We start from the raw sequence: 16903 nt of genomic DNA on the forward strand, positions 1-16903 counted from the left end.
GCCCTGCCTTCATGCACCTACCGCCGGAAGATCACCCCAGCGGGAAACCCGTTCGACTCACACGTTCCATCATCGGTTGAGATACGGCTTCTGAGCCCGGAGGAAGCGTCCCGCGCGATCGCGTGCGCACTGTCCTGGCTGGATTGTGGGCCCAGCGCCAGTAGCCTCGGCCACGTCATGAAGCCTCTGCTCCAGCGAGCCGACCTGACACCCGACCAGGCTCAGCGAGCGGCGAGCCACGCCCTGGCCTGGCTGGACAACCACCAGGCCGAGCTCTCCGCGGCCCACGTGCTGGGACCGCTCCTCAAACGCACCGACCTCACACCCGCCAACGCCCGACGGGCCTTCGCCGCAGGCGCGACCTGGCTGGACAGCTACGCCACGGCTGCGGTCGCTCGGTTCATCCTCGCCCCGTTCCTCATCCGCTCGGAGATGACCGCAGAACAGGCACAGCGTTACCTCGTGATCGCCCTGGCGTGGCTGGACGACCATGCCACCGCGCACGGCGCCCCGCTTGTCCTGAGGGCCCTGCTCGCACGTGACGACCTGAGCGTCGATGACATGGGCAAGGCCGTCACGGGTGCCTTCGCATGGTTGGACCACTACGCAGCCACCGCTCGCGCCCGCTACGTCCTGGCCCCGCTCCTCGACCGCACCGACCTCGGGCCCCCAGCCGCCAGCCGGGCCGTCTCCCTCGCCCTTGCCTGGCTCGACGCGCACGGTTCGACGGAGAAGGCCACGCTCGTCCGCGATGCCCTCAGCGCCCGTTCCGCCCTGAACCCTGTCGAAGCCCACACCCTTACCATCGCGCCAGCCCCTGACCGGTGCAACACCTCAAACCCGGCGTGAGGGACGGCCGCGGATCGGGCTCCGATGGAACAACCGCCCACCCGCCGAGTGGTGCTCCGTGTGTGGATACGAACATGGGCACCTATCCTCTGACGAGTTCCTGCAGGGTCAGCGGCGGGACGTCGTGCTCAGGATCGCCGATCCTCGCTGCGTGGTGGGGAACGCGACGCGAACAGCGGTCATCAGCGACCGGAGGATCACGGGCCTGCCCGGCGGTTGTGATGCTGAACTCGCAGTGGATTTAGGGCAGTTGTGGCATGAGCCGCACCAGGCCAGGCTTGCGTCCCGGCCGCGGAAGGGTGCCAGGGGGCGCCGGTGCCGCCACGGAGCCTGTCCGCGTACCCGCTGTGGACATCCGCGACCGGCAGGAGGCCGGGCCGGCCGGGTCCTTGTCGCCTGGAGCAGTTCGAACGGTCGGTCTCCGCGCGACGCGCGAGACATGCGTGCTCTCCCATACTGCGCGCCGTTGCCGACTGCGCGTGGTGCGTGCCTGTACGACCACGCGGACGGAGGCCGAACTCATTGTCAGTGGGTACGCCTAGAGTCTCTCTCAATCGTCACGGTGCGTTGCCGTCGACGGGTCTCATCGGCGTGCCGCCAGACCGGCGTGTCAGGAACAACGGGGAGAACAGCGCATGGGGTGGGTACCGGCGGGCGACTACGAAGTCGCCCTGGAGGCGGGCAAGGTGGTGTGCCGTAACGGGAAGGGCCGGCGGCTGAAGTCCGTCCCGGCCAAACTGAAGGATGATCCGGCGGTCGTCGGGCTCCGGCAGCTGACCGAGTGGCTGGAGCGGCACGAACGCCGGTGCCTGACCGACGTCGAGCAGTGGATGGTGCGTTCGCTGCCCGTTCCCACGGCTGTCCTCGCCCAGGTCTGGCCCGACCCGGCATGGCAGGCTGCCCTGCGGGACGTGGTGGTGACCGGCACGGACGGCGGAGTCGCCGGGTTCCTGCGCGATGTCGACCCCGCACGCGGCCTCGGCCTCGTCGACCTGGACGGCGACACGGCCCGCATCACCCCGGACGTCGTCAGCGTGCCTCACCCCATCCTCCTCGATGACCTGGACGAGCTGCGGGAGTTCGCGGTCGAACTGGGGATGCGCCAGAACGTGGAGCAGCTGTTCCGCGAGGTGTGGCGCCGACCGCAGGGCCTCGCCCCGGACACCACGTCCGTCGACACCTACGCCGGCGGGGTGTTCAAGGAGCTGCGCTTCCTGCACGGCCGAGTCACCCAGCTCGGGTACCGGTCGCGCGGTGGGTACGCGGTCTGCCCGGTCGTCGAGGACGGGACCACCGCCGAGGCTCGTATCTGGATCGGCGAGCACGACGGATACGACGAGCACGGCACGGAGACGGGCTCCCTGGGCTGGACCGACACTGCGGGGCGCACGTTGACGGCCGCCGAAGTGGGACCTGTCACCTGGTCCGAGGGAATGCGCATGGCGGCGGCGCTCTATGCCGGCCGCGACGTGGAGGACGAGGAGCAGGCGGCATGAACACCACGACGACGAAAGCAACGACGACGAACACGACCGTGGACACAACTACAGCGGGAACGGTGTCCGTTCCCGTCCAGGCCCGGGGCAAGGGTGCCTCCAGCGCCGCCGCCGAGGCCCGCGTGGCGGCCCTGCTGGACGCGGGCGCGGTCCTCCCCGCCGGTACCACCGACCGGGACGACGCAGACGCGCTGACCGCCCGCACCTACACGCACACCGCCCTCGGTGACCGCCCCGTGGTCCGACTCGTGTCCGGCACCCTCGGTGAAGCCGAGGACCTGGCTCTGGAGTTCCTCGGGCTGGCCCGGACCGCGGAGACGCCTGTCGTGGGCCAGGTGCGCCGCGAAACGCTGGGCTTCCCGGCCTGGGCCCTGGTCAACGACCCGGCCAACGGGCACCACGCCCTGGCTCTGGTCAAGGACATCGAGCGGCTGGGCCGGCAGGCCAGGAGCCGCGCCGGAGCGGCCAAGGAGGGCTTCGACGCACTCGGTACCCGGCTCGGCCGGGCCGTTCCCCATTTCCTCCCCACGTACTACGAGCAGGTGGCGCGCCTCTTCCTCCAGGCGGAGAACACCAGCTACGCCGCCTCTTTCTTCGGCAAGGCCCGCGAGGCCGAACGGGTGCACGGGCTGGTCGTGGACGAGGACCGGCAGCGGGCCGTCTTCCTGGAGTTCGCCTTTGCCGGGGCACTGACCGTCAAGGCGCTGCGGCAGTATGTGCGTGACCTGGTGGCCCGGCTCGCACCGGCTGACGCCTGGGCACAGTACCGCCGTCTGCTGGTCGAGCGCTGCGCCGCCGGCATGCCACCGTACGCTGCGCTGCCGCAGGACGTACGCGCGCTGGTCAAGGCCGCCGGGCTGGACCGCGAGGCCGCCGAACGCGAGCTGATGGCCGATCTGATTGCTTCCCCGGGGATCGTGCGCGCCCCTGCCTCGTTCTGGACCGCCTACCGCCCCGCGCTCGTCACCCTTGCCCGACGGGAGGCGGCCGTGCGAGTCCGGCTCCTCGGCTTCTTCCCGGAGACCTTCAGCGAGAGCGGCCGGGACGTTGACGGAGAACACGGCTGGCTCGTGCTGCTGGCGGAGTCCGGCGCCGAGGACCTGCTGACCGCCCTCCCGAACACCTCCGCTTCCGCCGCCCTCTGTGACCCGTCCGTCTCCCCGGCGGACTGGCTGGCCCGCTGGGAGGCGCACCGCCGACGCAACCGGGTCACCGCGGCCCGCAGCCCGCAGACCCTTGACCTGGCCGTCCGGATGGCGAACCGGCTGCGCGCCGACGGGCGCCCCGTCGAGCTGTTCCAGGGCCGCTGGCAGCGCAACGCCGACCTGGACCTTCTCGACCTCTGCCTGGCCTCCGGCATCCCCGTCGCCGAGCCGGAGGACCAGGACACGGGCACCTCGCAGGGCCCCGGCGTTCCGATCGCCTCCTGGCTCACCGAAACCGCGCCCGGAGAGCGGGATCTCACCGCTGTCGCCGAACGGCCGGTGTTCCGCGCCCTGCTGAGCCGGACCGTCGGCGGCCTCGGCCTCGGCCTCGGCGGCGGACGCGGGCAGCGGCTGGGCGACACCGGCATGGCGAAAATGGCGGCGCATCCGGTGCTGTCCGGGATCCTGCGGGAGTGGCTGACGGCCTGCGCCGAGGAGTACACGGCAGCACAGGGGCTTCCTGGGCTGAGGACGGCCCTCAACAAGCTCTCGGCGTACCGCTCCGTGGTCGCAGAGGTCGCTCCCGAGGCGGTGGGGCTCCTCAAGCGCCACGACGTCGTCCCGCTGCTAGCCTCGACCCTGCGCACCGGCCTCCTCGACGAGCTGGGCTGGCCCGCGCTGGACGAGGCGTACGCCGAGCTGGCCACGGAGGCGGCTGCCGCGCGTCAGCGGCGTAACCGGTCGGAGGGCGTCGGTGTCACCGGCGCCTGGCCCGCGCTGATCCTGAACACCCTCGAACGGGCCGTCGTCGTCGGCCCGGAAGGCGTTCTGCTGCGACACACCCTGCGGCTGCCCGCCACCGTCGACCACTGGCGGACCGTCGCCTTCCGTTATGTCGACGGCGAGTTGCTGGTCATCTGGTGGCAGGACGGCAAGCAGCGCGGCTACTGGTCGCACCGCCCCGCCGAGGTGTTCACCGTCGGCGGCGAGCAGATCCCCCGCTGGGGTGCTTCCAGCCCCTCCGACGACGTTTGTCTGCCGCTGCCCGGCGGCGGTCGCGTCACCGGCGGCAAGGCCCTGCATGCGGGCGACACCTCCCTCCCGCCTCAGCGAGCCGTCATTTCCGACGGCACCGGTCACTGGCGGGACGGCCACCAGGGCACGCTACGGGTCTGGCTGGAGTACGACCCGGTCAGCGGGACGCACGGGCGGACCTCCCTTCCCGCCTTCCTCCACTCCGGGGTGCAGGAAGGCACCCGGCTGCTCACCGAACACTGCCAGGTGCTGCCCCTCCAGCCCGGTCTCGAAAGCACCCCGTTCGGCACGGACGGCACGATCCTCGGTCGCTGGGTCCGCCGCACGGCCACCGAACCGGGCATGCCCGCTCCCGCGGACGGGCACCGGATTGTCGCGGGCACCCCCGACGGCCACACGGTGACCCTGCCGCACTCGCCGCACGGTGGCTCCCTGGTGCCGCTCGGCGCCCTCACCCTGCCCGGCGGGTCACGCCCCGTCATGGCCATCGCCGGGCGGTCCGTCGAGGCTCATCCGGCGGATACGGACGGCACCGGCGGAAGCCTGTGGTCCGTCACCTCCGGCTCCTCGGTCGGCAACGGCGCCGCCGGTACCCCGTACGTCCCTCCCGTCGCCTACTGGCACGCCATGCGCCCCAGGGACGAGGAGGGGTCCACCACCCTGCGGAACCTGACGGACTCACGTGCGGAAGAGCTGTTCCAGGAGGTCGCCACCGCGGTCGCCGAACACCGGGAAGCCTTCACGGCCGTGCAGGAATACACCGGCCCCTCGTCGCGTGAACTGAGCGAGGAAGCCGCCGCCCGGGTGCTGCCCGAGGTGTCCGACGCGCGGCTCCTCGCGGGTGTCACGGCCCTCGTCCGCGACGCGGTTGACAGGGCCGTCGCGGCCGCCCGTTACCTGGAACCCCCACAGCCCGTCGCCCCGCGGAGCACCGCGCACACCCAGGACATGTTCGTCGACCACAGGCCCGAGCACGGCGACGACACGACCCTGCAGGACGCCACCGCCTGGGGTACCGAGCGCATGTACGGCGGCTGGTGGGGATCGGGGAGCCGGTGGAACACGATCCGGCAGATCCTCGCTGTCCATCACGTCCTCAGCGGTAAACCGGCTTTCGGCCCGCCGGTGCCGTCAGGGGCGCCGTTCACCCCCGTGGAAGGCTGGCAGCGCGACGAGTACACCGTCCCCGGTCGGTCCATGGTCTGGACATCCGTGCCTGACCAACTGCCCGAACTGGCCTACCGGGCCGCATCGGCGACCACGTCGGCCGAGCACCGCGCAGGTCTCGTGATGCTGCTCGACGCGCTGGCCGAGGGCCCGCTGGTGGACCCGGCGGGTACGGTCCGGCAGGTGGAGCTCGTCGAGCCGTACGGCGGAACGCCCGGGCAGGGGCGCCGCGAGGCGGTGCAGCGGATCGGTCAGGTGCTGCGCAAGGGCGCCCGTACCGTCGTCGTCCTCGCCGAACGCGGGTGGAACCTTCACGACGACGTGTCACGCTGGCTGGCCCTGGACCACGACCCCACCGGTGCGTTCGGCCCCGTTCCCGGCTTCACCCTGGACCACGAGCACGTCCACCGGCAGGGCATCGCCCGCGCCCGGCTCACCCGTCTCACCACCTTGCTTCGGGAGAAGGGCCCGGCCCCCTGGCGGCCCGAAGCCGCCGAGGCCTTCCACACGGCCACCGGGATCGGTCCCCTCCAGTCCGCCGCCCTGCTGTCGGCCGCAGTCGACGAACCCGGCGCCGAGGCGCTCGCGCTGCTCGGGACGAAGACCCGTGCCTTCGAAGCGGCCCAGGCCAGGCTGAATGCCCTGCCTCACGACGACCGCCATGCCCTGCTCCAGGCACTGCTGCCCGCAGACCCGGCCGAGCTGTGGTCCACGGGCCCGGACGTCCGGGCTGCCGCCGAGGTCTGGCAGGCCCGTCTCGCCTCCCTCGTCCGCGTCCCCGAGGAACTGGACCTCGACCTGTCGGGCACCACTCCCGGCGCCCTCGACCTGGTCCTCAACCCGGGTTCCCGGACCTGGCTGGGCCACGGCTCACCGGTCGAGGACGGCACCGGCCGGCCCGGCCTGCGCCGGGTCGGCGCGCAAGCCTCGCTCTCCACCGCCCTGACCGCGCTGCGGACCCTGGCCTACACGCTGCCGTACGGGCACCCCGTGCGGGCTCACCTGCCCGTCGGGCTCGCGGCCCTGCGCCGTGCCCTCGCCGACCCGGACCTGCTGCTGGACCTCGGGCTGGACTGGACCGAGGCGGGCGGCTCGATCGGTTCCGTGGTCCGGGCAGCCCACCAGCTTCCGGAGTCCGGCGGGGCGGGGCCCGACGGTCTGGTCCGGGCCGGTGCGGCGCTGCTCCTCGCACCCGGCAACGGCAGCAACGAGAGTCTCCTGATTCGCCCGGCCGGCCTGGAAGGCCCCGAGGACCCGGCGTTCGGCCTGGTCGAGGGCACCGTCGCGCAGTACCGGGTGGGTGAAATCCACGCCCTGCGCACCTTGCTGGGCAAGGAGATCGACGCCCTGGTCTCGGCGGGCGCGCCTCACGGCACCCTGTATCACCCTGCCCAGGACCCGACGCGCACGGTGCCGGACCTGGTGGCCGAGGCCTCCACAGTTCTCGGGCTGAGCGCCGACGCCGCGGCTCTGTACCTGGTGCTGCTGGCCCTGCCCGACCCGACGGACCGCAACTGCGCCCGCTGGAGCGAGTGGAAGCCCGCACGGATGAAGAAGGCCCGGGCGGAGCTCGCCGCCACCGACCTGGTGGTGGAGGCCAAGCGCTCCCGCGCCGGGCGGACCCTGTTCCTCCCCTGCGGCTGGCTCGAACGTGGCGCGCCCGGTCTGCCGCTGGAGATCTGGAAGGAACGGCTGTACCCCGTGGCGGGGTCCACCCGGGCCCTGCCGGACATGCCCGTGACCGAGCTGTTCGCCACGGCTTGGGCACGGGCCCGGGGCGGCGACGCCCCCGCCTTCGAAGAACTGGACACCCGCGCACCCCGGAAGGGCCGCCGCCGATGACGAGCGACATCACCACCACCGTGAGCGCCCCCACAGGCGGGGTCCCGGACCAGCGGACGCCCCCTGCCGGAGTCTCCGGTCGGGCGCACCGCCAGGTCACCCCGCCGGAGGACCAGTACGGCACCGAGCTGGCCTTCCTCGCCGCCCACGACCCGGGGCCGCGCCCGCCGGGCTGGCTGCTCACCCCGCGAGCCGTCGTCACCTTCGTGATGGGCAGCGCGGGCGAGGCGCTCGGCCTGCCGAAGTCAGCGCGGCCCGGTGCCGGGGTACCGCGCCGCCTGGTGATCGAGCAGAAGTTCGTCGGCGAACGCGCCCTGGTCGAACGCTGCGTGGTCACCCTTGCCGGGGAGCGCGGACTGCTGCTGGTGGGCGAACCCGGCACCGCCAAGTCCATGCTCTCCGAACTCCTGTCGGCGGCTGTCTGCGGGACCAGCGCGCTGACCGTGCAGGGCACCGCGGGCACCACCGAGGACCAGCTGAAGTACGGCTGGAACTACGCCCTGCTGCTCGCCCAGGGCCCCACCGAGGATGCCCTGGTGCCCTCCCCGGTGCTCACCGCCATGACCCGGGGCGCCGTCGCCCGCGTCGAGGAGGTCACCCGCTGTCTGCCCGAGGTCCAGGACGCGCTCGTGTCGCTGCTGTCCGAACGGCGGATCGCGGTGCCCGAACTCGCGGGAAGCGAGAGCGCGCAGGTGCACGCGGCCCCCGGATTCACCCTCATCGCCACGGCCAACCTGCGGGACAAGGGCGTCTCGGAGATGTCAGCGGCGCTGAAGCGGCGCTTCAACTTCGAGACCGTGGGCCCGATCGGGGACGTGGACGCCGAGACCGCGCTCGTGCGACGCCAGTCGCGGGCGGCCGTCGAACGGGCGGGCGCCGCCTACCAGGTGGACGACGCGGTCCTCGAAGCCCTCGTCACCGCTTTCCGGGATCTGCGCGGGGGCCGTTCCGTGGAGGGCTGGGAGGTCGAGCGCCCCTCCACGGTGATGAGCACGGCGGAGGCGGTCTCCGTCGCGGGTTCCCTGGGCCTGGCGACCGCCTACTTCCCCGGCGACCGGGACGTGCTCTCCCTCCTGCCCGGCCATCTGCTCGGCGTCGTGCGCAAGGACGACCCGGCCGACGCGGCACGGCTGCTGGGATACTGGGACGGCCCGGTGCGCAGGCGCGCGGAGCAGGGGTCGGCGACCTGGCGTGCCTTGTGGGAGCTTCGCGCGGTACTGGAGAACTGACTGATGAGCCAGCCGACCACCGCGGACACGTCGACCACCGCGGACACGTCGATCGCCCCGGGCATGTGGGCCACCGCCGAAACGTCGCCCGGCACCGAGGTATCGCCCGCCGGTGCATTGCAGGGCCCTTCGGCCGGGCCCACCACTCCGGAGGCCGCGGTCGAGGCCCTCGCGGCGGCCGGACCCGGGCTGCCGTTCCTGATCGGGGTGCGCCACCACGCGCCCTCGCTGGCGGCCGCTCTGCCGGCGCTGCTGGACGCGGCGGCCCCCGACGTCCTCCTTGTCGAGCTGCCGGCGGAGTTCCAGCCGTGGCTGGGCTGGCTCGCCCACGAGGAGACCGAGGCTCCGGTGGCGCTGGCTGCCGTGCCCGCGGAAGGGACGGGGGCGGGCGGCGAACGAGAGCCCGCCTTCTATCCGTTCGCGGATTTCTCGCCCGAACTGGTTGCCCTGCGCTGGGCGGCCAGGAACGGCGTCCCGGCCGTGGCCTGCGATCTGCCGCTGGCCGACCGGGCCTGGGCGCGGGGCGGACCGGGCACTCCGGCCCCCGTACCCTCCCCGGACACCGGCCCCGTGCCGGGGGAGGGGCACGGGCTGTCCGCCGCCCTCCGGTCCCGGCTCACCGGACGCGACGGGGACGACCTGTGGGACCGGCTGGTCGAGGCCCCGGCACCCGGTTCGACACCCGAGGCACTGCGCCGTGCCGCCCTCCTCACCGGCTGGGCGCTGCGTTACGAAGCCGAGGCGAGCGGTGGCGTGGACAGCAGTGACCTGGTGCGTGAGGTTTGTATGCGGGGGCATGTCGCGAAGGCTCTGGCGGGCGGGTTGCGGCCTGCTGTGGTGGTGGGGGCTTTTCATGCCCCGGCGCTGCTGCCGTCCGCCCCTGGGGCCGCCGAGGTGCCTGCCCCTCCAGGGCAGGCCACGCCTGCCGTTCCGTGCGTACCGGGGGCGGATGGTCACGCGACCGGCGTTGCCGGGACGCAGACGTGCACGGTCTCCCTGATTCCGTATACGTACCCATTGCTTGATTCGCGGTCTGGGTATCCGGCGGGCATCCGGGATCCGGAGTGGCAGCACTGTGTGTTGGAGGCTGGCGGGTCTGTGTCCGCGTTGTACGAGGCGTTGGTCCGTATCACGGTCGGTGTCTGTGTGGCTCTGCGTGAGCGGGGTCACCCGTATGGCCCGGCGGACGGGCGGGAGGTTGTGCGGGTGGCGGGGGATCTGGCGCGTTTGCGTGGGCTGCCCGTTCCCGGCCGCGGCGAGTTCCTGGAGGCCGTGCAGACGGTGCTCGGGCGCGGCGAGACCTACGGCACCGGCCGGGCCGTCGCCCAGGCCCTCGAACAGGTACTCGTCGGATCCCGTACCGGACGGCCCGCTCCCGCTGTGCCGCGTAGTGGGCTGGGTCCGGCCGTCGAGGCCGACACCGAAGCGCTCTCGCTCCCGGGCCCGGGGGACGCCCATGAGAAGACGCCGCGTGATCTCCGGCTCGACCCGGCCCGCTCCACCCTCGACGGGCGGCGCGAGCTGCTGCTGCGCAGGCTGACGGTGTGCGGTATCCCCTACGCGCAGGAACAGGCGGTGTCGGGTGCTGCGGGTTCGGAGGGGCTGACGACCCGCTGGCTGGTGCGGTGGTCCCCGGCGACGGCTGCGATGCTCACGGCTGCCGGGGCCCGTGGTGTCACTCCGGCCCAGGCGGCCGAGGGGGTGCTGCGGCAGCGGCACGCGGCCGAGCGGGCGGAAGGCGGCCCCACGGCCGCCCAGGTCGTGAGGGGCCTCATGGAGGCTGCCGAGTGCGGACTTCCCGCCTTGGCCGACGAACGGTTCACGGAACTCGCGGCCGTGCTTCCCGCCAGTGGCACCCTTCCCGAAATCCTCACCGGGCTTGACCTCCTGGACCGCATCGGCGCTGGGCACCTGCCGGCCCTGGCCGCTCCCGCGTCCGCTTCCGCCCTGTCCGCTTCTGCTTCCGTCGAGGGCTTGGCCGCCGCCTCGGCCGCCCGCATCGCCCACGTGGTGGAGGTCCTGACTTCGGCGGCGGTCCGTCAGGTCGATGGCCTGGCCGGGTCCGAGGAGCCCGAGGACGCCCGTGCTCTGCTTGAGCTTGCCCAGCGTGCTGACCGGTTGGGTGGTATCCGGCTTGCTGACGCGCTCGTGCGGCTGGCCGCCGGTGGCACTGCGATGATCGCTGCGGCTGCGGGGGCCGTCCGGGTCCTTACGGGTCATGAGGAGGCCGAGGCTTTCGGGGCCCGTGTCGCCTCCTGGGTGGACAGTGCTGTCGACGGCGCTTCCCGGGTCGCGCTCACTGCCCGTCTCACCGGTGTCCTGACGGCGGCGGGCCCGCTCCTGACTGTGGGTGCCGGCACCCTGGACCCGCTGCTGGAGCGTGTCGTCGAGCTGGATGACGCCGCGTTCCTGGCACGCTTGCCCGCTCTGCGTGGCGGCTTTGACATTCTCAGCCCGGCTGCTCGTGACCGGCTGCTGGACACTGTCGAGGAGAGGCTCGGTGAACGGGTCGACAGCCTTGGCGCCGATACTCCGGCCGGCTTGGCGGCGCGGACGGCCGCTGACCTCTCGGCCCGCGAACTTCTGACCGTGCTGGGCCTTCCCGTACCGTCTCCCGTGTATGAGGACCGGTTCCCGCTGGAGCCGGACGATCTTGCCGTCTCCCCGCCACCCGCCAGCACGGCATCCTGCACCGGCACACCCCCCACCGGGGCGGGTATCTCCGCAGCCCCCGCCCCCGCCCCCGCCCCCGCCCCCGCCCCCGTGCCCGTGCCCGCCCCCGTGCCCGTCTCCGTGCCCGTTTCCGTTTCCGTGCCGGCTCAGGCTCGTCCCGCCGGGGTCGCCCCTGTGCGGGCCCTCGCGTCGGCCGACCGGTGGCGGCTCGTGCTGGGCAGGCGCCCTGACCAACTGTCGTCGCGTGCCGTCCGGCTGGCGACCGCGCTGGACGAGCTGTACGGGAACGGGCGTGGCGAGGGGTCACGTGGCGGTATGCCCGGTCCTGGTCGGGGTGGCGGCCGTGAGGCGGCGTTTCCCGGCGTCCGTGAGTGGTCCGAGGAGCTGGCCGCGCTCTTCGGTCCCGGTATCCGTGAGGAGGTTCTTGCCGCTGCTGCCGGCGCCGGCCGGCCGGACGTCCTGGCCGAGATCGACCCGGCGGCGGCCACTCCTTCCGTGGAACTGCTCCGTACCGTCCTGCGCCATGCCGGTGGCCTTCCCGAGGCGCGTCTGACGGCGCTGCGGCCCCTGGTCCGACGTTTGGTCGAGGAGCTGACGCGGCAGCTCGCCACCCGGCTGCGGCCCGCTCTCACCGGCACCATGCTGGCCCGGCCCACCCGCCGCCCGGGCGGCCGACTGGACCTGCCGCGTACCGTGCATGCCAACCTGGCCACCGCCCGCCGGGCTGCTGACGGAACGGTTCAGATCGTTCCCGAGAAGCCGGTGTTCCGCAGCCGCGCCCGCCGGTCGGCCGACTGGCGGCTGATCCTGGTCACCGATGTTTCCGGATCCATGGAGGCGTCCACGATCTGGTCCGCGCTGACCGCTTCCGTGCTGGCCGGGGTACCGGCTCTGAGTACCCACTTCCTGGCTTTCTCCACCCAGGTTGTCGACCTCACCGGCCATGTGCATGATCCGCTCTCCCTCCTGCTGGAGGTGAGCGTCGGTGGTGGCACACACATTGCTGCCGGGCTGCGGCACGCGCGCAGCCTGGTCACGGTGCCCGCCCGCACCCTCGTCGTCGTCATCAGCGACTTCGAGGAGGGTGCTCCGCTCGGCGGTCTGCTGGCCGAAGTACGGTCCCTGGTTGCCACCGGTGCCCATGTCCTTGGCTGTGCGAGTCTCGACGACGCGGGCCGGCCCCGCTACTCGACGGGCGTCGCCGGCCAGCTCGTGGCCGCCGGCATGCCTGTTGCAGCACTCAGCCCTCTCGAACTGGCCCGCTGGATAGGGGAGAAGACCGCATGACCGCCGCCCAGCTGCCACCTGTCGCACCTGAGGTCACGGCGACCCTGGTGGAAGAGCTCTCGCCCCGGCTGCGTAAGCGGCTGGACGCGGCGGTCATCAAACTCGGCGCCCGCCCGGTACACCGGGACGGGGACATGGTGACGATCGCGGTCGATGAGGAGACCGATCTGCGTATGCATGCCCCGGCCGGCATGGTATCGACGGCCGGTGCCATCACCTGTGGGTGTCTTCTTGCTCCGGCCTGTGTTCACCGGGCAGCTGCCGCCTGTGCCGCCCCTGCGGCGGACCCGGCTCCTGAGCCCGCCGCGCCGCCGTCCCCGGCGGCGGCCGGACCCGTATCGCCCGCCCACGACACCACCCTTGCACCCGACGTGGCGAGCCCGCCTCAGCGTGCGGCGGCCGGCGCCGTGTGGTCGGCGGCAGCCGCCGTGCTGGAAGCCGGTGTCGACGGGGCCGGCGCCGTCGCCCAAGCAGCGCTCCTCCGCGCCGCGCACACCGCCCGCCTCCAGCATCTGCCACGTGCTGCGGGCGCCGCACTGTCCGTCGTCACACTGCTGCGCGCGGCCCGGGCCGGTGACCCGTCCTACCGCACCGCCGATCTCGTCACCGCTCTGGCCGAACTCCTGGGCACCGCACACCGGGTGAGGACCGCCTCCGGTGCGGACCTGGCCGCAGCCAGAGGCCGGGCACGCCGCCCGTACAGCCCGGACGGCTCGCTGCGCTTGTACGGCCTGTTCACCGAACCTGTGGTCACCGACTCAGGGCATGGTGGCGCCCGCACCTGGGTCGCTGGTGGCGGCGGCCGTCTCTGCACGGTCGGCGACGTGGCACCCGGCGGTGTCGGACGCGCTGTGGGCGTGGCCGACCGCGTGGTGCGCCTGGGGGAGTGTGCGCTCACCCACCGGGAACTGGGCCGGGCCGGGCTGGCAGTTTCGGGGGCGACCGTTTCACCGGACGGCAGACTGGGTGCCGGGAAGGGCGTCAAAGCCGTCACTGCCCCAGGTGCGGCGTGGACCGAGCCACCGCTCGCCGCCCTGTGGGAGACGCCACCGGTTCAGCAGGCCGTACGGGCTCTGCGGTCCACGTCCCGTTACGCGGACCCGGACGGTGGCGGCAGCGACCTGCTCTTCCTGGACGTCGAACTTCGCGGTGCCGTACGGGAGCCGGGCGGCACCTGCCTCCTCGCGTCGTGCGACGGCGGTATCCCGGTCCGGCTGACGGTCGCCGATGACAGCCCCGCGCTGGCGCATCGTGACAACTTGATGCTTCTGGCCACGGCACCGGGGACACGGCTGCGGATCATCGGCCGTCTGGTACCCGCGCTCCACCCCAGGCTCGCCCTCCTGGCCTGCTCGCATCCCACCGGTGAGGGCACGGTCGACCTCGGCTTCGACCGCCTGCGCCGCGCCGACCTTCCCGTCCCGGACGCCCGCGTGCACCCTGTCTCACCCGAACCCGGCAACTCCGGCGGACACTCACCCTTGTACCTTCTGGAGCGGCGGGTCGAACAGGCGGTCCCGGCGGGCCGTGCCGCCCTCGGCATGCTCGGTGATATCTCCACCGAGACCCGCCGCCTGCGCCGGGCGGGCCTTCCCACAGCCGCCGGCCTTCTTGCCGCCCTGTGCGCCTCGGCGGCCGAGCGTGGACGGGATCCCTTCGGCCGCCTCCTTCCTGCCGACGGCGACGGTTTCGCCATCCACTGGCTGGCCGCTGCCCGTTACGCATCCGCCGTGTCCGAGTCCCTGTGCGCGGCTGCCTGGGAACCTCATCCGGAACCCACAGCCGGCCCCGGGCGGCTGCAGCGAACACCATGAGTACGATCAGCACACCACAGAGGGGCACCGTCCTGCCGAACCAGGCGGTGTTGTCCAGGACGTGTTGGAAGCAGTCTCCAGGCCCCGGCCCGCTGTGGCGGTCGTAGCGGACACGCGGCAGCGGACCGGCACGGCAGCGGCGCCGCAAGACTCCAGGGCCCTGACGTGCACGCCCAGGGTTCAGCCGGCTTTGATGGCTTTGTGCCATTGACCGGCGATCCGACTTCAGTGTCACCGGTACCCGACTGCACAAGGGGTCTGGGGCAACGTGTGCTGCTCCAGTGTTCTGGTTCCGGGGGAGGTGGGGCAGTTGCTGACGGTCGACGTGGCCGTGCTGCTGATGGTTATCGTCGTGATCCGATTGCGTCGGGGTACGCATTTCCGGAGCCGGCTGGATGAGAAATTCGCCGTTGTCTTCGTTCTGGCCCTGGGCGTGCTGACCGCACCGACACTTCTGGGCCTGGGAGTCATGGACTTCCTCGGTCAGCTGGCGAGCGGTGTCTCCCGGGCCGGCCGGTGAGCCCTTGCCCACGTAAGAGCCGGGCGACCGGGAGCAGGTGGTTGTTGGTGTGGTGGTGGATCTGGGGGCTGGGTAGGGGCTGGTAGTTGGTGAATGGCGGGCTGGTCGGTTATCTCGTGGCGGGGGTCCGGCCGGTGTTTTGGTGGTGGTTGTTGTCCACTGGCTGCTGTTCAACTGGTGGGTTCTTGTTGTGGTTGGTGTATTTGTTGTGCTGTTGGGGGGCGGCGGGTTCTGCTGGAAGCAGTTACGGTTGTACTGGGAAGGGGTGCACGTGCGGAGCCTGGGTTGTGGGCTGGCCCGGCTGGATGTCTTGCTCTATTCCCGGTTCGGGGGAGTGGTTTGCGAACTGATGCGCTGGGGCGGCTGCCACGATGCCGTCGGGGTCGGGGTCGGGGTCGGAGGCGGCGGGGGTCTGGGGGTAGAGGTGAAGGCCACTGATCTTTGGGGGTGGCATTGGGTGGTCCGGTGCGGGCACCGGTGTGGTGGTTTTGCCAGGTCCGCGGTGGGTATCCCGGGCCTTCAGATCCTCAACGGCACCGCCCGCCAGGTTCACGACGCCGACGTCGCGGTCATCGTCACGAACGGCCGCGCACCGCACCCGCTGTGGTCTTCGTCGGGCAGCAGTGCTTCCATGTCGTCGGCCGCCACACCGGCGCCGTTTTGGGCCGCCGGTTCCCGCTCTCTGTGGGAACTGCTGGGCGCCGTTCTGGCGTCGTGCTGACCAGCCGCTTTCGGGTGGGGCTGTGTTGGGGGCGCCTGTCGGGCGGAGCTTCTGGTAGGGGGTGATCGCCTCGCCGTCCGCGACTACGGGGGTGCTGGGCGTGGGGCTGTGCCGGGGGCGGACCGTCATGAGTGGGGGTCACCGACCGGTGGACGATCGTCCCGCCGCGGTCTGTGCGTCGGCTGCCGCGAGTACGGTGTCAGCCAGTTCTGTGGCGGACTGTCCGTCACCCGCGTCGATGCGGTCCAGGTTCAGCCTGTTGATGGCATCGGTCATGAGTGTCTGGTAGCGCTCGGCGCGGGCCAGGAACTTGTCCATCAGAATCTGTTCCTCGTTTGCGGCTGTGTCATAGCGGCCCGCCGCGTGAACGCGGGCGCGTACTACGGAGTCGTCGGTGGTGAGCCACACGGCGGCCGTGCGCGGGACCTGCAGCTGCGCGACGCGGACGGGCCAGAGTGCCGAACCTTCCAGAACCAGGCCCGTCCTGCCGCGGCTCTCGGCCGCATGGGCTGTGATCAGTTCTGCGATGCGGGGCCACAGCCGGTCGTAGTGGCCGAGTACAGACGTGATCAGTTCGTCGACAGTGAGTGATCCGTAGTGCTCGGCGACGTGCGCCGGTACCTCCCATTCGGGGGTTCTCCAGGGGCGCCCGGGGTGCCGGGCCAGCCCGTCGGTGCTCAGGCACTGAAAGCCGAGCTTCTCCGCGACCACTTGGGCGACGGTCGACTTTCCGACGTTCGATGTCCCGCCGATCAGAACCACTCGCACATTACGCACGCCGATGACCCTACTGATCCTTCCGGGACGCTGCCCGCAGTCGGCGGAGACACATGATGCAGTATGCCGTGGACGACGTCTGCCGACGTCACTCTCCTGTGATGTCCACCCCAGGGAGGCTTTGCCTGCAGCCGAGTGAGAAGCAGCCGCTTCCATTGTGGCGTGGCTGACGCTCTTGCCTATCGAGTACTGGGTGGTGGTTCGTTCTGTGGGCGGAAGATTTCAAGTCCAGTGAGACGGTCGTGATGCTATGAGAGGGCGTTAAGTCCGTTTCTGGTAGCGGCCGCGTCCGGGCTGTTCGAGGAGTCCCTGGCGGACGAGTCTTCCCAGGCGGGAACGGGTGACGTT

At 71.9% G+C, this 16903-nt stretch carries 9 protein-coding genes; 8 read left to right on the plus strand and 1 reads right to left on the minus strand.

What is annotated here, in order from left to right:
• Nucleotides 1–177 precede the first annotated feature (177 nt).
• The 8 genes from ACIRD8_RS37250 (at nt 178) to ACIRD8_RS37285 (ending at nt 15778) form a co-directional block, all read left to right on the plus strand.
• Complete coding sequence (locus tag ACIRD8_RS37250) at nt 178–849, plus strand: hypothetical protein (RefSeq protein ID WP_404002063.1); 672 nt, start codon at nt 178–180, stop codon at nt 847–849.
• A gap of 635 nt (nt 850–1484) precedes the next feature.
• Nucleotides 1485–2345, plus strand: a complete 861-nt coding sequence (locus ACIRD8_RS37255) for a DUF4132 domain-containing protein (protein ID WP_404002066.1) — start codon at nt 1485–1487, stop codon at nt 2343–2345.
• A complete protein-coding gene (locus ACIRD8_RS37260) occupies nt 2342–7534 on the plus strand; it encodes a hypothetical protein (RefSeq protein WP_404002070.1) in 5193 nt (1730 codons plus the stop codon). The genes ACIRD8_RS37255 and ACIRD8_RS37260 overlap by 4 nt, the downstream gene beginning before the upstream one ends.
• Nucleotides 7531–8763, plus strand: coding sequence for an AAA family ATPase (locus ACIRD8_RS37265; RefSeq protein ID WP_404002072.1), 1233 nt, complete (start codon nt 7531–7533; stop codon nt 8761–8763). Before ACIRD8_RS37260 ends, ACIRD8_RS37265 begins: the two co-directional genes overlap by 4 nt.
• Before the next feature lie 63 nt (nt 8764–8826).
• On the plus strand, nt 8827–12723 hold the full coding sequence (locus ACIRD8_RS37270) for a DUF5682 family protein (protein WP_404002087.1): 3897 nt from the start codon (nt 8827–8829) through the stop codon (nt 12721–12723).
• Complete coding sequence (locus ACIRD8_RS37275; protein ID WP_404002075.1) at nt 12720–14537, plus strand: hypothetical protein; 1818 nt, start codon at nt 12720–12722, stop codon at nt 14535–14537. Before ACIRD8_RS37270 ends, ACIRD8_RS37275 begins: the two co-directional genes overlap by 4 nt.
• A gap of 310 nt (nt 14538–14847) precedes the next feature.
• On the plus strand, nt 14848–15057 hold the full coding sequence (locus ACIRD8_RS37280; protein ID WP_404002078.1) for a hypothetical protein: 210 nt from the start codon (nt 14848–14850) through the stop codon (nt 15055–15057).
• 142 nt (nt 15058–15199) lie between these two features.
• Complete coding sequence (locus ACIRD8_RS37285) at nt 15200–15778, plus strand: restriction endonuclease (protein ID WP_404002081.1); 579 nt, start codon at nt 15200–15202, stop codon at nt 15776–15778.
• Between the two features lie 138 nt (nt 15779–15916).
• Here ACIRD8_RS37285 and ACIRD8_RS37290 read toward each other — a convergent pair whose 3' ends face one another.
• Nucleotides 15917–16540: a hypothetical protein gene (locus ACIRD8_RS37290; RefSeq protein WP_404002084.1), complete on the minus strand. Its 624-nt coding sequence runs from the start codon at nt 16538–16540 to the stop codon at nt 15917–15919.
• Nucleotides 16541–16903 lie beyond the last annotated feature (363 nt).

Source organism: Streptomyces sp. NPDC102451, from assembly GCF_044765485.1.
Classification (GTDB): domain Bacteria; phylum Actinomycetota; class Actinomycetes; order Streptomycetales; family Streptomycetaceae; genus Streptomyces.